The sequence below is a fragment of the Amycolatopsis sp. NPDC045836 genome (assembly GCF_056431745.1).
On record NZ_JBWKKF010000020.1, the window covers coordinates 100,648 to 120,159 of the forward strand.

Genomic DNA, 19,512 nt, shown 5'->3' on the forward strand with positions numbered 1-19,512 from the left:
CTAGGAACCGAACGCGTTGTTCATGCGCTCGCTCGCCCCGGCCAGCGCGCCGTCGATGTTCTGCTCCCCGGTGACGATCTGCTGCACCGCGGTGGGCAGGATCTTCTGCGCGTCGATCTTCGACCACGCCGGGGTGGCGGGCACGAACTTGGTGCCCGCGGTCAGCGTGTCGGCGAAGGGCTTGAGGAACGGGTCGGTGGCGGCCAGCTGCTGCTGCACGCTGCCGAGCGTGGGCAGGTTCCCCATCGCGGCGTACATCTTGCCCTGGTACTTGGCGTTGCCGAGCAGCTGGGTGAACTGCACGGCCAGGGTCTTGCGCTTGGTCGCGCCGAACACGCCGAGCAGGTTGCCACCGGCGAAGGCCGGGGCGATCGAGCCGGGGTCCTTGCCCGGCAGCGGCACCACCGCGTACTTGTCCTTCACGCCCTCTTCGACGGCCTTGCGGTTGAAGTCACCGCCGACGGTCATGCCCGCCTTGCCGCCCGAGAACGCCTGCACGCTCTGGGTGCCGGTCAGGTTGGCGCACTGCTCCGGCGGGCAGATGTCCGGCTTGATCAGGTCGGCGTAGGCCGAGATGCCCGCCTTCGCCTCGGCCGAGGTGAGCGAGGAGGACCAGCGCTCACCGTCCTGGCGGGCGATCTCCCCGCCGTTGGCCCACAGGAACGGCAGCATCGCGTAGGTGTACTGGCCGCCGACGGAGATGCCGTAGAGGTCGGGCTTCGCCTGCCGGATCCGCCGCGCGGTCTCGGTCAGCTCGGTGATCGACTTCGGCGGCTGGAGGCCGAGTTCGGTGAACACGTCGGTGCGGTAGTACAGCGCGCGGATGCCGGTGAACCACGGCAGGCCGTAGACCTTGCCGTCCACCTTGGCCGTGTCGAGCACGGTCGGCAGCAGGTCGGCGCCCTCGGACCAGTTCTGGATGTCCGCGGTGAGGTCGGCGAAGGCACCGGTCTCGGCGTAGCTGGCGGCGTCGGTGTTGCCGAACTCGGCGACGTCCGGTGCGTTGTTCGGGTCGTTGAAGGCACCGGAGAACTTGTCGGCGCGGCCTTCGACGGCCACCCACTGCACCTCGACCTTGACGCCGGGGTGCGCGGCCTCGAACTCGGCGATCGCCTCGTTCACCACGGCTTCCTTGGGCTGGCGCTTGGCTTCGTCGAACAACCACACGCGCAGCGGGCCGGTCTGCTCGTCCCCGCCCTGGCTGGGGCCGCTGGACTGGGTGGGCGCGCACGCCGAGGCGGTGAGCCCCGCGGTCAGCGCCACCGCCGCGACGATGCGGCTGAGTCTTCTGTTCATCAAGCACTCCGTTGCACTATTCGCAATGGGCGTTTCGCTATTAGCAACGAATCGTAGGTGGGTGCCGGAGCCCACACAAGGGTCTAGACCACCGGCACCCACCGCTAGCGATCGGTCACCGGAAGAGCACAAAAGCCACGTGGTCGACCGTGAGCGAGCCCGCCGGCTTGCCCAGCAAACCGGTCGCCGGATCACGCGGCAGCCAGGTCACCGTGTTCGAGCGCTGGTTCGCCACGTAGACCCACCGCTCGGCCGGGTCCAGGGTGAAGTGGCGCGGCCACGCACCCCCGGTCTTGACGTTCTCGCCGAGCCGCTTGAGCTGCGCACCGCCGCCGCCGACACCGAAGGTGGCGATGGTGTCCTCACCGCGGTTCGACGCGTAGACGAACCGGCCGTCACGCGAGATGGTGATCTCCGCCGGGTACTGCGGCACCGGGGCGCTCGACGGCACGGTCGGCACCACGGGCCCGGCGGTCAGCCTGCCCGCGTTCGCGTCCCACGCGGCGATGGTGATCTCCGCGCGCAGCTCACCGAGGATGTAGGCGTACCGGCCGTTCGGGTGGAACACCAGGTGCCGCGGCCCGGCCCCGGACGGCAGCTTGAGCTGCTGGTGCTGCTTGAGCTTGCCGGTGGCCTGGTCGAGCTGGTAGACGTACACCGAATCCGCGCCCAGGTCGACGGCCACCACCCAGCGGCCGCTGGGATCGGTCACCACCTGGTGGGCGTGGGCTTCCCGCTCCGCGCCGACGTGCTTGACCACGTCGGTCGGCGGCCCGGCCTTGCCGTCGGCCTGGATCGGCAGCACGGACACCGTGCCGTCGGTGTAGTTCGCGGTGAGCACGTACCGGCCGTGCACCGACAGGTGCGTGGTGCCCGCCCCGCCGACCGGCTGGGTGCCGAGCACCTTCGGCGGGTTGCCCGCGGTCAGCGTGGTCACCCGCCCGTCCGGCACCAGCTCGTTGGTCGAGTACAGCTTGCCCTTCGACACCGCGAGCCACGACGCGTCGGCCACCCCGGGCACGGTCGCGCCCAGGGTCAGCGCCGGCCCGCTGCCCCGCGTCGCCACCTGCAGGCCGGCGCCGGGCGGCTCCCCCCAGGTGGTGTAACTGCCCAGGTAGACCACGCAACCCGCCCCCTCCGTGCTTGCCGAAGCGCGCCCGGCGAGCACGCCGGTCATGCCGACGGCGCCCACGGCACCGACGGCCCCCAGGAACTTCCGGCGATCGAACCCAGCCATCCATCCACTCCTTCATCTGTTGTGTGGCGGCTTCACGGGAACTTGCGTCAGACGAACGCCATGATCAGTGCGGCAACGGCGAAACCGGCGACCGAGAGCACGGTTTCCAGCACTGTCCACGTTTTCAGGGTGTCGGCCACCGAGATGCCGAAGTACCGGGAGACGATCCAGAACCCGCCGTCGTTGACGTGCGAGGCGATGATCGACCCGGCGGCGATGGCCACCACCAGCAGCGCCAGCTGCACCTGCGAATAACCCAGCTCGGTGACCGTCGGCGCGATGATGCCGCTGGTGGTCACGATGGCGACGGTGGCCGAGCCCTGGGCGATCCGCATGCCGCAGCTGATCACGTACGCGGCCAGGATCACCGGCAGCCCGGCGTCGTCCAGCGAACCGGCCACGGCCTTGCCGATGCCGGTGGCCGAGAGCACCGCGCCGAAGAACGCACCGGCGCCGACCACCAGCAGGATCATCGCCACCGGCCGCAGCGCGGTGGCCGACAGCTCGCTCAGCTGCTTGCCGGTCATCCCGCGCCGGGTGCCGAGCAGCCAGGACGCCAGCAGCACCGCGATGGTCAGCGCCACCGCCGGCGTGCCGATGAAGGCGGCGATGCCGGACAGCGTGGTCGAATCCTTGGGCAGCCAGATGCTGCCGAACGTGCCGACCAGGATCAGCACCAGCGGTACCGCGATGATGAACGCGACCAGCCCCAGCGACGGCGGGATCTCGTGCTCCTCGTCCCCGTTCTCCACCATCCCGCCACCACCCTCAACGGACGCGCTCTGCGCGACGAGCATGTCTGCGGGCACCGGCAGCACGATCTTCTTGCCGATCCACGACGAATACAGCACACCGCCGATGAACCAGGCGGGCAGCCCGCAGATCGCGCCCATCAGGATGACCCAGCCCAGGTCCACCCCGAGCAGCCCGGCCGCGGCCACCGGGCCGGGGTGCGGCGGCAGGAAGGCGTGCGTCACCGAGAGCCCGGCGAGCAGCGGCAGGCAGTACAGGATGATCGACTTGCCGCCCTGCTTGGCGGCCACGTAGACCAGCGGCGCCAGCACGAAGATGCCGATGTCGAAGAACACCGGGATGCCGAAGATCAGCCCGGCCACGCCCATCGCCAGCGGCGCGCGCTTCTCGCCGAAGGCCCGCAGCAGCGTGGTGGTCAGCACCCTGGCGCCACCGGAGCGCTCCAGGATCGCGCCGAGCAGGGTCCCCAGGCCGATGATCGCCGCGATGTGCCCGAGGATGCCGCCGAAGCCCTTCTCCAGCAGCGAATCCGACGCCTTCTGCGCCGAGCCGACCAGGGTGCCCACCGGCACGCCCGCGGCCAGCGCGGTGAGCAGGCCCACCACGATCAACGCGATGAACGGCTCCATCTTGAGCTTGATGATGGAGAAGAGCAGCACCGCGATGGAGAGCGCGGCGAGGGTGAGCAGACCGGCCGTGGAGTGCTGCAGCCAGTCGGTGAATCCGGTCATGTGGTCGTGCTTTCTCGCTTGCGGAGTGAATGCCCGGCGAGCGCACCGGTGGCGCGCCCGTGGTCGATCGCGGCCACCCCGTTGACGAAGACGTACGGGATGCCCTCGGCCTGTTGCCGGGGTTCGTCGAAGGTGGCGGTGTCGGCGACCGCGTCCGGGTCGAACAGCACCAGGTCCGCCGCGTAGCCCTCGCGCACCAGCCCGCGGTCGGCCAGGCGCAGGCGCTTCGCCGCGCGCCCGGTGAGGTGCGCGACGCAGTCGGCGAGGTCCAGCACGCCCAGTTCGCGGACGTACCTGGCGAGGTAGCGGGGGAAGGTGCCCCAGGCGCGGGGGTGCGGCCGGGAGCCGACGAGCAGGCCGTCGCTGCCACCGGTGTGCGTGACGTGCCGCATGATCGCCTGCACGTTCTCCTCGTGGCCCACGTGCATCAGGCACGAGGTGCCGAGGCGTTCGGAGATCAGCACGTCGAAGTACAGCTCGGCGACCGGCCGCCCGGCTCGCCGCGCGGACTCGGCCACGCTGTGCCCGACCAGGTGCGCGTTGTCCGGGTTGCGCACGCCGTTGATCTCGATGGCCTCCCAGTCGATCGGCACCCCGTGCGCGCCGTCCGAACCGGTCTCCTCGATCTCGACGCGGATCCGCTCGCGGGTGTCCGGGTCGGCCAGCCGGTTCAGCGTCGCCTCCAGCCCGCCTTCGGCCGACCAGCTCGGCAGCAGCGCGGACAGGTAGGTGGCACCGGGCAGGTAGGGGTAGGTGTCGAGCGAGATGTCGCAGCCGTCGGCGAGCGCGTCGTCCAGCAGCCGCAGCAGTTCGGGCGCGCGGCCCTTGTTCACCGAGAAGTTCATCGTCGCGTGCGCGAGGTGCAGCGGGCAGCCCGAGCGCCGCGAGACGTCGACCATCTCCGCGAACGCCTCCAGCGCACCGGCGCCGTAGCTGCGGTGGTGCGGGCTGTAGAAACCGCCGTGCGCACCGACCACGGTGCACAGCTCGACGAGTTCCTCGGTGCTCGCGTACATGCCCGGTGTGTAGGTCAGCCCGGACGACATGCCGACCGCGCCTTCGGACAAGCCGGTGACCAGCAGTTCGCGCATCCGGTTCAGCTCGGCCTCGGTGGCGGGCCGGTCGTCGAAGCCGACGGCGAGCATGCGCACCGAGCCCTGCGGGACGAGGTACGCGGCGTTGACCGCGATGCCCCGGTCCAGCCGGTCGAGGTACTCGCCGACCGAGCGCCAGTTCCAGTCGAAGCCGGGCGGGTCGTCGTTCCACCCGGCGAGCTGGGCCCGCAGCGCGGCCAGCGTCGAGTCGTCGACCGGGGCGTAGGACAGCCCGTCCTGGCCCAGCACCTCGGTGGTCACCCCCTGCGACACCTTGGCCAGGTGGTCCGGCTGGGCCAGCACCTGGAGGTCGGAGTGCGAGTGCATGTCGATGAAGCCGGGCGACAGCACCAGGCCGTCGGCGTCGATCTCCCGGCGGCCGCTGAGCGAACCGGGGGCGCCGATCGCCGCGATGCGGCCGCCGTCGACACCGACGTCACCGGTTTCGAGCGGGGCGCCGGTGCCGTCGGCGATCCGGGCGCCGCTGATCACGAGGTCCATGGCCGGTCTCCTAGAAGTAGGTCCGGACGAAGTCGACGACCGTGCGGCCGTCGGCGCCCACCACCGGGATGAGCGGCCACTTGTCGAACACCGTGCAGGGGTGGGACAGGCCCAGCCCGATCCAGTCCCCGACGGCCACCGGCGAGCCGGGTGGCAGGGCGAGGAAGGCGTGCTGGTCGTTCATCGCGGTGACGGTGTGCCCGGACAGCGGGTCGATCCGGTCGTCCGGGCCCCGGCGCAGCTGCGGCTCGGGCAGTCCCTCGTCGAAGGAGGCGTCGCGCTTGCCGAGCGTGAGCAGGGCCAGTTCACCGGACGGTTTCGAGGTCACCTGGGCCCAGGCGCGCAGCGCCGACCGGAACGGCTCCCCGGTGGTGCGCGGGTGCTCGCCGAGCGGGGAGATGCCGCGGTAGAAGCCGTCGTCGTGGGTGAGGTAGGCACCGCTGCGCAGCACCGGCCGGACGGCGAGCCCGTCCGGCCAGCCGGTGGTCAGGCCCTCGGCGACCTGGTCGAAGTACGCGCTGCCCCCGGCGGTCACGATGACCTCGCCGACGTCGGCGAACAGCCCGCGCTCGTGCAGCTCGACCGCCAGCCCACGCAGGTCGTCCACATAGGATTTGATGCGGGCCTGCGCGGCTTCGCTCGCGTCGTGCGCCAGCGCGCCTTCGTACCCGCCGACGCCCGCGAGCCGCAGCGCCGGGCTGGCGTGCACGGCCTCGGCGACGGCGATCGCGGTGGCGCGGTCGCGCGCCCCGGTGCGGCCGCCGTCGGCACCCAGCTCCACCAGCACGTCCACCGGCCGCTCGCCGGTCAGCGCCGCGGTCATCTGCGCCACACCCGCGGTCGAGTCGGCCCAGCAGGTGAACTCGAACCCCGGGTCGCCGTCCAGCTCCGCGGCCAGCCAGGCGAGCGCGGCCGGGTCCACCAGCTGGTTGGCCAGCAGGATCCGGGACACGCCGAAGGCGCGGTAGACCCGCAGCTGGCTGGCGTTGGCCGTGGTGATGCCCCACGCGCCGTGCTCGAGCTGGCGGGCGAACAACGCCGGCGCCATGGTGGTCTTGCCGTGCGGCGCCAGTTCGACGCCGTGGGCGGCGCACCAGTCCGCCATCGCGCGGAGGTTGTGCGCGAGCGCCTCCTCCTCGAGCACCACGACCGGGCCGAGGAAGCCGCCGGTGAACAGGTCCGGCTTCGCCGCGGCGGCGTCACCGATCCGGCGGCCGGACAACGCGGCCGGGATCGACTTGAATCGCCAGTCGACGATCTCTTCGCGGGCGCGCTCGAGTGCCGCTTCGTTGATGCTCACCAGTGGGCCTCCAAGCGTTGCACATGTTGCAACGGGCGTTGCGCATATTGCGTGGCATAGGTGTAGCATCCGGTTCGCGACTGGTCAACGGCGAGGAAACGCGGGGAGTCGGGTTGTCAAACCTGCCGGAAGTGCTCTGCATCGGCGAGTCGATGGCGTTGTTCGTCCCCGGGGAGGCCGGGCCACCGCACCGGGTGCGGACCTGGCAGCGCACGGTCGGCGGTGCGGAGTCCAATGTGGCCTGCCACCTCGCCGCACTGGGCCTGCGCAGCCGCTGGGCCAGCGCCGTCGGCGACGATCCGTTCGGGCGTGCGCTGCTCGACGAGATCGGCGCCGCCGGGGTGGACGTCAGCGACGCCGTCGTCGACCCGGCCCGGCCCACCGGGCTGTACGTCAAGGAGAGCGGGTCGGGCGGCAGCCCGGTGCGCTACTACCGGACCGGCTCGGCCGCCTCGGCGATGGGCCCGGGCCTGGTGCGGCGGCTCGAACTCGGTGCCGTCGGCGTGATCCACCTGAGCGGGATCACCCCGGCGCTTTCGGACTCCTGCGCCGCCCTGGTGCGTGAAGTGCTCGCGCTGCCGCGGGCGGGCAAGCGCGTCTCGTTCGACCTGAACTTCCGCCCGGTGCTGTGGTCGGGGCGCGACCCCGCCGCCGAACTGACCGCCCTCGCCCGGCAGGCCGACATCGTGCTCGCCGGCGACGACGAAGCCGAGGTCGTCTGGGGCACCGGGGACCCCGGCGTGCTGCGCAAGCGCTTGCCCGAGCCGGGAACGCTGGTGATCAAGCACGGCTCCCGCGGCGCGACCCTGCTCGAAGGCGACCGCGAACCGGTGTTCGCGCCCGCGCTGAAGGTGGACGTGGTCGAACCGGTCGGCGCCGGGGACGCCTTCGCCGCCGGTTTCCTCGCCGCCACCCTGCGCGGGGCGGACCCGCTGACCCGGCTGCGCTCCGGTCACCTGCAGGCCGCCTCCACACTGCGCACGCACGACGACGTGGGCCCGCCGCTGCCGCCGGACGTGGTCACCGCGCTGCTGACCGCCGACGAGCGGGTGTGGGCGGCCACCCGGCTGACCGACGAGGGAGTGGTGCGCGGATGAGCCAGAGCCTGGACCGCGCGCTCACCCTGCTTTCCGGGCTGGCGAAGGAGCACAAGACCCTCGACCAGCTCGCCGAAGAGGTCGGCGTGCACAAGTCGACCGTGCTGCGGCTGCTGCGCACGCTCGAGCAGCACCACTTCGTCCGCCGCGACGGCACCCGGTACTACCGCCTCGGCAGCGCGCTGTTCGACCTGGCGAACCAGGCGCTCGAAGGCTACGACGTGCGCCGCGCGGCCCAGCCCGCGCTCGCCGCGCTCAACGCGCGCACCGGGCACACCGTGCACCTGGCCAGCTACGACGACGGCGAAGTCGTCTACATCGACAAGTACGAAGGACGGCACTCGGTCCGGATGTACTCGCGCGTGGGCAAGCGCGCGCCGCTGCACTGCACCGCGGTCGGCAAGGTGCTGGTCGCCTCGTTCCCGCCGGACCGGCGGCATGAGGTGGCTCACCGGATCGACTACGTGCGGCTGACCGCCAATACGATCGCCTCGGCGGCCGGGTACCTGGCCGAACTGGAGCAGGTTTCGCGCCGCGGGTACGCCGTGGACAACGCCGAACACGAAGACTTCATCCACTGCATCGCCGCGCCGGTGCGCGGGGCGGGCGGTGAGGTGCTGGCCGCGGCCAGCCTGTCGGTGCCGAAGGTGCTGCTGGACTACGAAGGACTGCTCGCGCTGGTACCGGAACTGGTGTCGGCCGCGGAGGAGGCGTCCATCCACAGTGGATGGACGGGAGCGAGGAACACGGAAGGATGAGCAGCATGGGCAAGGTCGCGATCAGCACGGAGAACGCCCCCACCCCGGTGGCGAACTTCGCGCAGGCCGTGCGCAAGGGGAACATCCTGCAGCTGGCCGGCCAGGTCGCCTTCGAACCCGGCACGAACAAGATCGTCGGGGAGAGCGTCGGCGAGCAGACCCGGCAGACGTTCAAGAACCTGACCACCGTGCTCGAGGCCGCGGGAGCCAGCTGGGACGACGTGGTGATGACGCGGGTGTACCTGACCGACACCGGGCACTTCGCCGAGTTCAACGAGGTCTACAACGAACTGATCGGCGAGCCGTTCCCGGCGCGCACCACGGTTTACGTCGGCCTGCCCGCCGGCCTGCTGGTCGAAATCGACTTGCTGGCCGTCCTCGACTGAGTTTTCCCGGCGGTGGCCGAGCCGGGCGGCGGAGCGAGGCAGCACGCCCCGATCCGCCGCCCGGTGCGGTAATGGCGGGAAACCGCCAGCTTTCCCCCTCGGCGCCCGCCTAGTGTCGCGGCATGGCACTCGACAGTCGCACCATCGTCCAGGCCGCCTGGCGGGCGTTCGCCAGCCGCGAAGCCGAGCGGATCGCCGCGGTCTTCACCGAGGACGCCGAGTGGCTCGCTCCGCCGGGGAACGCGACGGCGATCGCCCTGGACGTGCCCAGCCACCTGGTCGGCAAGCAGGCGATCACCCGGTTCCTCGCCGAGGACTTCCCCCGGTTGTTCGAGCGCGACGTCACGGTCACCTTCCGCGGGCTGCACGCCGATGGCGACCGGGTGGTCGTGGAGGAGACCATGACGGCGACCCTGGCCGGCGGCGAGCACTACACCAACGACTACTGCTTCGTCTTCGAGCTCCGGGACGGCCTCGTCCACCGGGTCCGGGAGTACCTGGACACGGCTCGCGGGCACCGCCTGATCTTCTCGGGGCAGCAGAAGAGCACGCGGAACCCGGACGGTCCGTCAGTTCACCACACCTCGCTGTAGGCGTTCAGCGCCGGTTGCCCGCCCAGGTGTGCGTAGAGCACCGTCGACTCCTTCGGGATCTCCTTGCTCGACACCAGGTCGATCAGCCCCGCCATCGACTTGCCCTCGTACACCGGGTCGGTGATCATCCCCTCCAGCCTGGCCGCCGTGCGCATGGCGTCCACAGTGGACTCTTCCGGCACGCCGTAGGTGCCGCCGTGGTACCGCTCGTCCAGCACCACCTCGTCCGGCTCGCGCGGCGCGGCGATCAGCTCGGCCGTCGCCTTCGCGATCCGGCCGACCTGCGCCCTGGTCTCGGCGGGCTTCGCCGAAGCGTCGATGCCGATGACCCGGCGCGGCCGGTCGCCCAGCGCCGCGCCCGCGATCATGCCCGCCTGCGTGCTGCCGGTCACCGAGCAGACCACGATGGTGTCGAAGTGGACGCCCAGTTCCCGTTCCTGCGCCTCGACCTCCAGCATCCAGTTCGCGAAGCCGAGCCCGCCGAGCCGGTGGTCCGAGGCACCGGCCGGGATCGCGTACGGTTTGCCGCCACCCGCCTCGATCTCGGCGACCGCCCGCTCCCAGCTCTCCTTGAACCCGATGCCGAAACCGGCGTCCACCAGCCGGACGTCGGCGCCCATCAGCCGCGAGAGCTGGATGTTGCCCACCCGGTCGTACCCCGGGTCCGCCCACTGGACCCAGCTTTCCTGCACCAGCACCGCCTTCAACCCGGCGCGGGCGGCGGCCGCGGCCACCTGCCTGGTGTGGTTGGACTGCACCCCGCCGATGGAGATCAGCGTGTCCGCGCCACCGGCGAGCGCGTCGGCGACCAGGTACTCCAGCTTGCGGGTCTTGTTGCCGCCGTAGGCCAGCCCGGAGTTGACGTCCTCGCGCTTGGCCCAGATCTCGGCGCCGCCGAGGTGCGCGGTGAGCCGGTCGAGCCGGTGCACCGGCGACGGGCCGAACAGCAGCGGGTGGCGGGGGAAGGAGGCGAGGGACATCAGCTTTCCTCTCCGGCGGCCAGCAGGTCGCCGAGTTCGGTCCAGATGCGGCCGGTGATCCGGACGGCTTCGCCGGTGTCACCCGCCGCGCAGGCTTCGATGAGCTGTTCGTGCCGCCGGACCGAGCGGTGCGCGGGCAGGCTGGCGAACCGCGCGCGTTCGAGGCGGCGGAGGAGCGGGGTGTAGCGGTCGAGCGTCTCGGCCACCGCGCGGTTGCCGCACGCCTCGACCGGCACGTCGTGGAACTCGTCGTCGGCCTCGATCGCCGCGTCGACTTCCCGCGCCTCGATCGCCGCGGCGAACTTCGCGTTGGCCACGCGCATCCGCTCCAGGTGCGCCGGCCCCAGCCGGGCCGTGCGCACGGCGAACTCGTGGAGCGCCCTGGTCAGGCCGAGCGCGTCGCGCACGTCGTCGCTCTCCAGCGGCGCGACCCGGGTGAAGCTCTGCGGTTTCGACTCGACCAGCCCCTCGGCGGTCAGCCTGGTCAGCGCCTGGCGCACCGGCGCCCGGGACAGGCCCAGCTCGTGGGCCAGGTCGCTTTCCCGCAACTGCTGGCCGGGCGCCAGTTCACCGGTGACGATCGCGCGCCGCAGGTGCTCATATGCCTCGTCCCGCAGCAGTACGCGCCGGACCGGTCCCAAGGAGCTCATATCTAACATGTTAGCTACCGGAAGCGGGGACCACCAGGGTCCCGTTCGGCGGGGAGGTCAGTGCACGGGGCCGGTGTACTTCTCGCCGGGTCCCTGGCCGGGGGCGTCCGGCACCGCCGAAGCTTCGCGGAACGCCTTCTGCAGCGACTGGAGCCCGTCGCGCAGCGGGCCCGCGTGCGCGCCGAGGTACTCCGCCGACGACGTGACCAGCCCGGCCAGCGCGGTGATCAGCCGCCGCGCTTCGTCCAGGTCGCGGCGGGGGCTGGCGTCCGGGTCCGGGTCGGCCAGGCCGAGCCGCTCGGCACCGGCCGACATCAGCATCACCGCGGCGCGGCTGATCACCTCTACACTGGGGATGGTCTCGAGCTCACGGATGCCGTCGGCGTCCGTTGCGGGGGAATTCTGCGGCTGGTGTCCAGCGTTGTCTGACACGTCTGGTACCCTTCCACGAGCGACCAGCCCTCGAGCGATCGGGGGCGGCAAGTGGAGCCCCGCTCCCACCCGCGTCGCCGCTCGAGGCGGCCGGGTCCGGTCTCGCGAAACGGCACGTCCCCTCGTGGGTGTGGCCGTCGCGAAGGCAGCCGACCACGTGTCGGCCGCCGATCGGATGAGGGCCCCAGGACCGCGTGTGCGGCAACCGGGGCCCTTGGTATGTGGGCACCAGGTCGAACGAGCAGAGCAGAACATTACTCGGACCAAGGAGGCCCCATCAGCTCCGAGACGCGCATCAACGAGCGCATCCGCGTTCCCGAGGTCCGGCTGGTCGGACCCAACGGGGAGCAGGTCGGCATCGTCCGCATCGAGGACGCACTCCGGCTCGCCCAGGAAGCGGACCTGGACCTCGTCGAGGTCGCCCCGCAGGCACGGCCGCCGGTCGCCAAGCTCATGGACTTCGGCAAGTTCAAGTACGAGAGCGCCCAGAAGGCCCGCGAGTCGCGCCGCAACCAGCAGCTGACCGTCATCAAAGAGCAGAAGCTGCGCCCGAAGATCGACCAGCACGACTACGAGACGAAGAAGGGCCACGTGTCCCGCTTCCTCGCGGCTGGTAACAAGGTCAAGGTCACGATCATGTTCCGTGGCCGGGAGCAGTCCAGGCCGGAGCTCGGCTTCCGCCTGCTGCAGAAGCTGGCCGACGACGTCCAGGAACTCGGCTTCGTGGAGTCCTCGCCCAAGCAGGACGGCCGCAACATGATCATGGTGCTGGCGCCGCACAAGAACGTGAAGCCGAAGGCGAAGGCCAAGGAAACCGAAGCCGAAGCCGCGGATTCCTGAGCACGGCCACGGGCCGGCACAGTCAGCAGCACACCGATCCTTCGGTGTGCTGCCGCACGAAAGAGGGAAAAATGCCCAAGAACAAGACCCACAGCGGGACGTCCAAGCGAGTCCGCGTCACCGGCACCGGCAAGATCCGCCGGCAGAAGGCCGGCCGCCGTCACTTGATGGAGAAGAAGTCCAGCAAGCTGACCCGGCGCCTGGAAGGCACCACCGAGCTGGCCAAGTCCGACGTCAGCCGCGTCAAGCGCCTCCTCGGCCGCTGACCGCTCTTGCTCTGAACACCCCCGGGGCGTGACCCGCCCCCCGAGATCGACAGGATGGACCCGTGGCACGCGTCAAGCGGGCGGTGAACGCCAAGAAGAAGCGTCGCACAACTCTCGAACTGGCCAGTGGTTACCGCGGCCAGCGCTCCCGGCTCTACCGCAAGGCCAAGGAGCAGACGCTTCACTCCCTGAACTACGCCTACCGGGACCGCCGTGCCCGCAAGGGTGACTTCCGCCAGCTGTGGATCACCCGCATCAACGCGGCCGCCCGGGCGAACGGGGTGACCTACAACCGGTTCATCCAGGGCCTCAAGGCCGCCGGGGTGGAGGTCGACCGCAAGATCCTCGCGGACCTCGCGGTGAACGACGCCGCCGCCTTCACGGCGCTGGCCGAGCTGGCCAAGCAGAACGTGACCACCGGCGAAGAGAAGAAGTCGGCCTGAGCACCACCGGCGTGAACCAGCGACCCGGGGACGGTCCGCCCGCACTGTCGGGCCACAGGACCCCCCGGGTCGTTGCTGCGCGCAGGCTCACCTCGCGCTCCGGCCGCACCGAAGCCGGCCGTTTCCTCGCCGAAGGCACCCAGGCCGTCCGTGAAGCGCTCGCCTACGGCATCGTGCACGAGTTGTTCGTCACCGAACCCGCCGCGGACAAGCACGCCGAGCTGGTCGACCGCGCGGCGGAACGCGGTGCCCGGATTTCCCCGATCACCCGGCGCGCCGCCGAGATGCTTTCGGAAACCGTGTCGCCGCAAGGGCTCGTCGCGGTGTGCGAACTGGTCGACGTGCCGCTGGCCGAGGCGCTGTCCGGCACCCCCCGGCTGGTCGCGGTGCTCGCGGGCATCGCCGATCCGGGCAACGCGGGCACCGTGCTGCGGGTGGCCGACGCCGCCGGCGCGGACGCGGTCGTCTTCGCCGGGGACACCGTCGACCCGCACAACGGCAAGTGCGTGCGCGCCTCCACCGGCAGCCTGTTCCACCTCCCGGTGGCACGCGAACGGGACGTGGCCACGGCGATCGAGGCGTGCCGGGCCGCCGGGCTCCGGGTGTTCGCCGCCGACGGGTACGCCGAAGCGGGCCTGGAAGCCGCCGACGACCTCGCCGAGCCGTCGGCGTGGGTGCTCGGCAACGAGGCGCACGGCCTGTCCGCGGACGTGCTGGCCCTGGCCGACCGCGGGATCCGGGTACCGCTCTACGGCAAGGCGGAGAGCCTGAACCTGGCCACCGCGGCCGCCCTGTGCCTCTACGCCAGCGCGATGGCCGCCCACCGCTAGTTGATCTTTCAAGAAATCCGCGCCGAGCAGGGGTTAGCGGCCGGAGTGATTCGCCGGTCGCCTAGACTCGTCGCCTGAATGTGCACGTGCGCCCGCGAACCCGTCCCGAGTGGACGCCGAGGAGCTATGTCCGAAGCCAACGACCGCCAGGAGCCGGCCACCGCCGACGCCTTGGCCCCGGAAACCCTGCAGGCCGCCGTCAAGTCCGCGGACACGGACTTCGCCGCCGCCGCGGACCTCGACGCCCTCGCCGCGGTGAAGCCGGCCCACCTGGGGGACAACTCCCCGCTGATGCTCGCCCGCAGGCAGATCGGCGGGCTGCCCAAGCAGGAGAAGGCCGAGGCGGGCAAGCGGGTCAACGAAGCCCGCGTGGCCATCCAGGGCGCGTTCGACGCGCGCCGCGCCGCGCTGCAGGTCGAGCGCGACGAGCGGGTGCTGCGCGACGAGGCCGTCGACGTGACGCTGCCGTGGGACAAGGTCCCGGCCGGTGCCCGGCACCCGATGACCACCCTCGCCGAGCGGGTCGCCGACGTTTTTGTCGGCATGGGTTACCAGGTCGCCGAAGGCCCCGAGCTGGAAGCCGAGTGGTTCAACTTCGACGCGCTGAACTTCGGCAAGGACCACCCCGCGCGCCAGCTGCAGGACACCTTCTACGTGGCGCCGGAGGGCTCCGGCCTGGTGCTGCGCACGCACACCTCACCGGTGCAGGCCCGGTCGCTGCTGCACCGCGACCTGCCGGTGTACGTGGTCTGCCCCGGCCGCACCTACCGCACCGACGAGCTGGACGCCACGCACACCCCGGTGTTCCACCAGGTCGAGGGCCTCGCGGTGGACAAGGGCATCACCATGGCCCACCTCAAGGGCACGCTGGACGCCTTCGCGCGCGCCATGTTCGGGGAGAACTCCAGGACCAGGCTGCGCCCGCACTTCTTCCCGTTCACCGAGCCGTCGGCCGAGGTCGACGTGTGGTTCGAGGAGAAGAAGGGCGGCCCGGGCTGGGTCGAATGGGGCGGCTGCGGCATGGTCAACCCCAACGTGCTGCGGGCCTGCGGGGTCGATCCCGAGGTCTACTCGGGGTTCGCGTTCGGCATGGGCCTGGAGCGCACCCTGCAGTTCCGCAACGGCATCCCGGACATGCGCGACATGGTCGAGGGCGACGTCCGGTTCACCCTTCCCTTCGGAACGGAGGCGTAGTGCGAGTTCCCGTCAGCTGGCTGACCGAGCACCTCGAACTCGGTGAGGCGGTCGGGCCGCAGGAGCTGGTCGACGCCTTCGTCCGGATCGGCATCGAGGTCGACGGGGTGCACCCGCTCGACACCGTCACCGGCCCGCTGGTGATCGGCCGGGTCGTGGAGATCGAAGAGCTCACCGAGTTCAAGAAGCCGATCCGGTTCTGCCGCGTGGAGGTGGGCGAGGAGCACGCGCCCGAGGAGACCGGCACCGAGGAACCCGACCCGGCGGCGATCAAGACCCGCGGCATCATCTGCGGGGCCACCAACTTCGCCGAGGGTGACCTCATCGTGGCCGCGCTGCCCGGTTCGGTGCTGCCCGGCGGGTTCGCCATCGGCTCGCGCAAGACCTACGGCCGCATCAGCGACGGCATGATCTGCTCGGCCAAGGAACTGGGCCTCGGCGAGGACCACTCCGGCATCCTGGTGCTGCCGCCGGGCACGGCGGGCCCCGGTGACGACGCCGCCGAGGTGCTCGGCCTGGCCGACACCGTGCTGGATCTGGTGCCCACGCCGGACCGCGGATACGCGCTGTCCATCCGCGGCCTGGCCCGCGAGCTGTCCAACGCGCTCGACGCGCCGTTCGGCGACCCCGGCCTGATCGACGTCCCGGTGGCCGAGGGCGAGGCGTGGCCGGTCCGGGTCGAGGACCCCGAAGGCTGCCCGCGGTTCGTGCTGCGCCGGGTCACCGGGCTGGACGCCACCGCCCCCACCCCGTGGTGGATGCGCCGGCGGCTGCTGCTGGCCGGGATGCGCCCGATCTCGCTGGCCGTGGACGTGACCAACTACGTCATGCTCGAACTGGGCCACCCGCTGCACGCCTTCGACACCAGCGCGGTGCAGGGCCAGCTGGTGGTGCGCCGGGCGAAGGCGGGCGAGAAGCTGACCACGCTCGACGACGCGGTGCGGGCGCTCGACGCCGACGACATCGTGATCGCCGACGACTCCGGGGTCATCTCGCTGGCTGGCACCATGGGCGGTGCGACCACGGAGATCACCTCGGAGAGCACGGACGTGCTGCTCGAGGCCGCGCACTGGGACCCGGCGTCGATCAGCCGGACCGCCCGCAGGCACAAGCTGTTCTCCGAGGCCGCGAAGCGGTTCGAGCGGTTCACCGACCCGCAGCTGCCGCCGGCCGCGGTCGAGCTGGCCGCCCGCCTGCTGCGCCAGTACGGCGAGGGCCGCATCCAGCCCGGCCGCACCGACGTCGGCCAGCCACCGCAGCCCGCGGCGATCACCATGCCGATGAGCCTGCCGGACGAGGTGGCCGGGGTGCGGTACGACCGCGGTGTCACCGCGCGGCGGCTCACCCAGATCGGCTGCAAGGTCGGCATCGACACCTCCGACGACGGCACCGCACTGGTCAACGCCGTGCCGCCGAGCTGGCGCGGGGACCTGGTGCAGCCCGCCGACCTGGTCGAGGAGGTGCTCCGGCTGGAGGGCTACGACAGCATCCCGTCGGAGCTGCCGACCGCACCGGCCGGCGCCGGGCTGACCGAGTCGCAGCGCCGCCGCCGCACCGTCTCGCGTGCGCTCGCCGCGGCCGGTTACGTCGAGGTGCTGCCCTTCCCGTTCGTCGCCAAGTCCACTTGGGACGCCTTCGGGCTGCCCGCCGACGACGTGCGCCGCAACGCGGTGAAGGTGCTCAACCCGCTGGAAGCCGACAAGGACGAGCTGGCCACCTCCCTGCTGCCCGGTCTGCTGGAGACCTTGCAGCGCAACGTTTCCCGCGGTTTCCGCGACGTCGGCCTCTACCAGGTCGGCCAGGTCGTGCTGCCGGCCGGGCAGCAGTCCGCGATGCCGGCGGTCGGCGTCCGGCAGCGGCCCTCCGACGAGGAACTGGCCGCACTCGAAGCCGCCGTGCCCGCCCAGCCGGTGCACGTCGCCGTGGTCGCCGCCGGTCACCACGAGCGCCCGGGCTGGTGGGGCCCCGGCCAGGAGGCTTCCTGGGCCGACGCCGTGCAGGCCGCCCGCACCGTCGCCGCCGCGGCCGGTGCCGAGCTGCAGGTGCGGGCAGCCGATCTGCTGCCGTGGCACCCCGGCCGCTGCGCCCGCCTGCTCGTCGGTGACTGGCCGGTCGGCCACGCCGGTGAGCTGCACCCGAAGGTGATCGAAGCCCTCGGCCTGCCCAAGCGCACCGTCGCGATGGAGCTGGACCTGGACGCGATCCCGCTGGACGACCGGCGTCCCGCGCCCGCCGTTTCGCCGTACCCGCCGGTGCTGCTGGACGTCGCCCTGGTGGCCGACGCCTCCGTGCCCTCGGCCGAACTGGCCGAGACCCTGCGCGGTGGCGGCGGTGAGCTGCTCGAAGACGTCGCGCTGTTCGACGTCTACCGCGGTGAGCAGCTCGAAGCCGGTCAGCGCTCCCTCGCCTACAAGCTGCGGTTCCGCGCGCCGGACCGCACGCTCAAGGTCGAAGAGGCCACCGCCGCCAGGGACGCCGCGATCGCGGCGGCCGCCGAGCGGTTCGGGGTCACCCTGCGCGCCTGACCGAGGTTGAGCACGCTTCGGTGCTGCTCCACCCGGTCGGGCGCCCGCGCCGCACCCTGGCTGCCTCTGCCGTGTGGCGGCCACGGTGTCGGCCGGGATCCAGTCCGTCGGACCGCCCGCCGGTCTGGCCCTCGGCGTTCACTTTGGCGAGCCGGTTCCGCAGCCGGTCGGGTTCTTCGACGGCCGCCGAGCGGTTCGGGGGCACTCTGCGTGCCTGAGCAGGGTTGAGCGGTCCCAGCCCCCGCTGGGTCGGACGCCCGTGCCGCACCCTGGCCGCCCGGCAGTGTGGCGGCCACGGTGTCGGCCAAGGCTCCTCGACGGGACGCGGTTCGGGGTCACCCCGCACGCCTGACGCTGTTCAGTTGTGGTTTCAGGTGCTTGAGGGCCTCCCTTCGTGACAGCGGGGAGAGGCCGGGGTGGGTTTCGGCGAAGGCCACCACCCAGTCCGGGTCGGTTTTCGCCAGCTCCCGCAGGGCCCAGCCGATCGCCTTGCGCAGGAAGAAGTCCGGTTCGGTGATGCTGGTCTCGATGGCGCGGGTCAGCAGATCGGTGTCGGTGGCGGCCTTCGCGCCGATCTGGCAGATGATCGAGGTGCGTCGGCGCCAGCGGTCCGCGTCGGCCGACCACCGCAGCAGGATCGGCTTGAGCACACCGGGCTCGGCGCGCAGCAACGGGCCGATCCGGCGGATCGCCACCTCGTCCACGTAGTCCCACCAGGCGCCGGTGACGATCATCTCCTCGTACAGCTCCAGCAGCTCGGCCGACTGCCAGCCGCGGTACGCGCCGTGCCCGGTGAGGTCGATCGCCAGGTAGCGCTCCTCCCGGTACTCCGCGTCCCGCCACAGTTCCAGCGAAACCGCGGTGAACTCGGCGACGTCGGCCAGCGGGTGCGCCCGGAACAACTCGCTCGCCAGCTTCCGCCGCGCGGGGGTGGCCACCCCGCGGAACGGCATGGCCGACTTCACGTACCGCTGCATCCGCGGTGCCTTGTTCGCGTCGCCCAGCGCGGCGAGCCCGGCCCGCGCGGCCGCCACCAGTTCTGCGGTCATGACCATCCTTCCCCTCGGACCACCCCACGGTAAGCACCCCGACCGACACTTTCGCCCCACCGCCCGGAGCGACCACCCGATCACCGCCGGTGTCCGGAAACTGTCGGACCCGGTGGCTAGCGTCCCGGCGCATGGCAGTCACCGAACAGCACCGGACCCAGATCCGGACCGAAACCGGTACCTACACCGTCGACGCCTCCTCCTCACCGGAGGCCCGCGTGGTGGTGGAGGTGCACGCCGCCGGGCCGCAGGACGAGCCCGTCGCCGAAGGCCACCTCGAACTCGAAGCCGCGGCCGCGTCCACCCTGGCCACCGTGCTCTCCCGGGCCCTGCGCTCGGCGGGCGCGCTCGGCCGGTCCGGCGGGCGCAGAGCCGGGCCCGCCCGGCGCGGCAGGGGCAGCCGTGGTCCCCGGCCCTCGACGCCGACCTCGAACGCCGCTGGCTGGCGGGTGAGGCCGTCGAGGCCATCGCGGCGGAGTTCGGCCGCAGCCCCGGCAGCATCCGGGCCCGCCTGCCCAGGGTGGGTTGTGATCCGGAGTCACCGGGTGCCCACCTGC

Annotated in this window: 19 protein-coding genes; 10 read left to right on the plus strand and 9 right to left on the minus strand. The window is 71.7% G+C overall.

What is annotated here, in order from left to right; genetic code table 11:
• From AC07EG_RS31935 to AC07EG_RS31955, 5 genes are all read right to left on the minus strand, one after another.
• Positions 1-1,296, minus strand: a complete 1,296-nt coding sequence (locus tag AC07EG_RS31935; protein WP_478256948.1) for an extracellular solute-binding protein — start codon at positions 1,294-1,296, stop codon at positions 1-3.
• A 115-nt stretch (positions 1,297-1,411) separates the two neighbouring features.
• Positions 1,412-2,533 (minus strand): lactonase family protein, encoded by a 1,122-nt coding sequence (locus tag AC07EG_RS31940; protein ID WP_478256949.1) that lies wholly within the window; start codon positions 2,531-2,533, stop codon positions 1,412-1,414.
• Between the two features lie 47 nt (positions 2,534-2,580).
• Positions 2,581-4,017: a GntP family permease gene (locus AC07EG_RS31945; RefSeq protein WP_478256950.1), complete on the minus strand. Its 1,437-nt coding sequence runs from the start codon at positions 4,015-4,017 to the stop codon at positions 2,581-2,583.
• On the minus strand, positions 4,014-5,612 hold the full coding sequence (locus AC07EG_RS31950) for an N-acyl-D-amino-acid deacylase family protein (protein ID WP_478256951.1): 1,599 nt from the start codon (positions 5,610-5,612) through the stop codon (positions 4,014-4,016). The genes AC07EG_RS31945 and AC07EG_RS31950 overlap by 4 nt, the downstream gene beginning before the upstream one ends.
• A 10-nt stretch (positions 5,613-5,622) precedes the next feature.
• Positions 5,623-6,906, minus strand: a complete 1,284-nt coding sequence (locus AC07EG_RS31955) for an amino acid deaminase (protein WP_478256978.1) — start codon at positions 6,904-6,906, stop codon at positions 5,623-5,625.
• A gap of 158 nt (positions 6,907-7,064) precedes the next feature.
• On the opposite strand from AC07EG_RS31955, the gene AC07EG_RS31960 reads away from it, so the two are divergent.
• From AC07EG_RS31960 to AC07EG_RS31975, 4 genes are all read left to right on the plus strand, one after another.
• The gene (locus AC07EG_RS31960; RefSeq protein WP_478256979.1) at positions 7,065-8,009 is read left to right on the plus strand and encodes a sugar kinase; all 945 of its coding nucleotides are present in this window, start codon (positions 7,065-7,067) and stop codon (positions 8,007-8,009) included.
• Positions 8,006-8,767: an IclR family transcriptional regulator gene (locus AC07EG_RS31965; protein WP_478256952.1), complete on the plus strand. Its 762-nt coding sequence runs from the start codon at positions 8,006-8,008 to the stop codon at positions 8,765-8,767. Before AC07EG_RS31960 ends, AC07EG_RS31965 begins: the two co-directional genes overlap by 4 nt.
• Before the next feature lie 5 nt (positions 8,768-8,772).
• Positions 8,773-9,153 carry a RidA family protein gene (locus tag AC07EG_RS31970; protein ID WP_478256953.1) on the plus strand — a complete coding sequence of 127 codons (381 nt, stop codon included), beginning with the start codon at positions 8,773-8,775 and terminating at the stop codon, positions 9,151-9,153.
• 122 nt (positions 9,154-9,275) lie between these two features.
• Complete coding sequence (locus AC07EG_RS31975) at positions 9,276-9,746, plus strand: nuclear transport factor 2 family protein (RefSeq protein WP_478256954.1); 471 nt, start codon at positions 9,276-9,278, stop codon at positions 9,744-9,746.
• Here AC07EG_RS31975 and AC07EG_RS31980 read toward each other — a convergent pair.
• The 3 genes from AC07EG_RS31980 to AC07EG_RS31990 are packed head-to-tail and all read right to left on the minus strand — an operon-like array spanning position 9,728 to position 11,808.
• Complete coding sequence (locus AC07EG_RS31980) at positions 9,728-10,726, minus strand: 1-aminocyclopropane-1-carboxylate deaminase (RefSeq protein ID WP_478256955.1); 999 nt, start codon at positions 10,724-10,726, stop codon at positions 9,728-9,730. The two genes, AC07EG_RS31975 and AC07EG_RS31980, sit on opposite strands and share 19 nt — an antisense overlap.
• Positions 10,726-11,376, minus strand: a complete 651-nt coding sequence (locus AC07EG_RS31985) for a GntR family transcriptional regulator (protein WP_478256956.1) — start codon at positions 11,374-11,376, stop codon at positions 10,726-10,728. The genes AC07EG_RS31980 and AC07EG_RS31985 overlap by 1 nt, the downstream gene beginning before the upstream one ends.
• 57 nt (positions 11,377-11,433) lie before the next feature.
• On the minus strand, positions 11,434-11,808 hold the full coding sequence (locus AC07EG_RS31990) for a DUF1844 domain-containing protein (RefSeq protein ID WP_478256957.1): 375 nt from the start codon (positions 11,806-11,808) through the stop codon (positions 11,434-11,436).
• Between the two features lie 219 nt (positions 11,809-12,027).
• Here AC07EG_RS31990 and infC point away from each other — a divergent pair, with 219 nt between their 5' ends.
• The 6 genes from infC (at position 12,028) to pheT (ending at position 17,906) form a co-directional block, all read left to right on the plus strand.
• Positions 12,028-12,648, plus strand: coding sequence for a translation initiation factor IF-3 (infC, locus tag AC07EG_RS31995; RefSeq protein WP_478256958.1), 621 nt, complete (start codon positions 12,028-12,030; stop codon positions 12,646-12,648).
• A 71-nt stretch (positions 12,649-12,719) separates the two neighbouring features.
• Positions 12,720-12,914, plus strand: a complete 195-nt coding sequence (rpmI, locus tag AC07EG_RS32000) for a 50S ribosomal protein L35 (RefSeq protein WP_478256959.1) — start codon at positions 12,720-12,722, stop codon at positions 12,912-12,914.
• 62 nt (positions 12,915-12,976) lie between these two features.
• The gene (gene rplT, locus AC07EG_RS32005) at positions 12,977-13,357 is read left to right on the plus strand and encodes a 50S ribosomal protein L20 (RefSeq protein WP_153033747.1); all 381 of its coding nucleotides are present in this window, start codon (positions 12,977-12,979) and stop codon (positions 13,355-13,357) included.
• An 11-nt stretch (positions 13,358-13,368) separates the two neighbouring features.
• Positions 13,369-14,187, plus strand: a complete 819-nt coding sequence (locus AC07EG_RS32010) for a TrmH family RNA methyltransferase (protein WP_478256960.1) — start codon at positions 13,369-13,371, stop codon at positions 14,185-14,187.
• A 126-nt stretch (positions 14,188-14,313) separates the two neighbouring features.
• Complete coding sequence (gene pheS / locus AC07EG_RS32015) at positions 14,314-15,381, plus strand: phenylalanine--tRNA ligase subunit alpha (RefSeq protein ID WP_478256961.1); 1,068 nt, start codon at positions 14,314-14,316, stop codon at positions 15,379-15,381.
• Entirely contained in the window at positions 15,381-17,906 is a 2,526-nt protein-coding gene (gene pheT / locus AC07EG_RS32020) for a phenylalanine--tRNA ligase subunit beta (RefSeq protein ID WP_478256962.1), read from the plus strand. The genes pheS and pheT overlap by 1 nt, the downstream gene beginning before the upstream one ends.
• A gap of 335 nt (positions 17,907-18,241) precedes the next feature.
• Here pheT and AC07EG_RS32025 read toward each other — a convergent pair whose 3' ends face one another.
• Positions 18,242-18,955, minus strand: a complete 714-nt coding sequence (locus AC07EG_RS32025; RefSeq protein WP_478256963.1) for a DNA alkylation repair protein — start codon at positions 18,953-18,955, stop codon at positions 18,242-18,244.
• Positions 18,956-19,512: the final 557 nt, after the last annotated feature.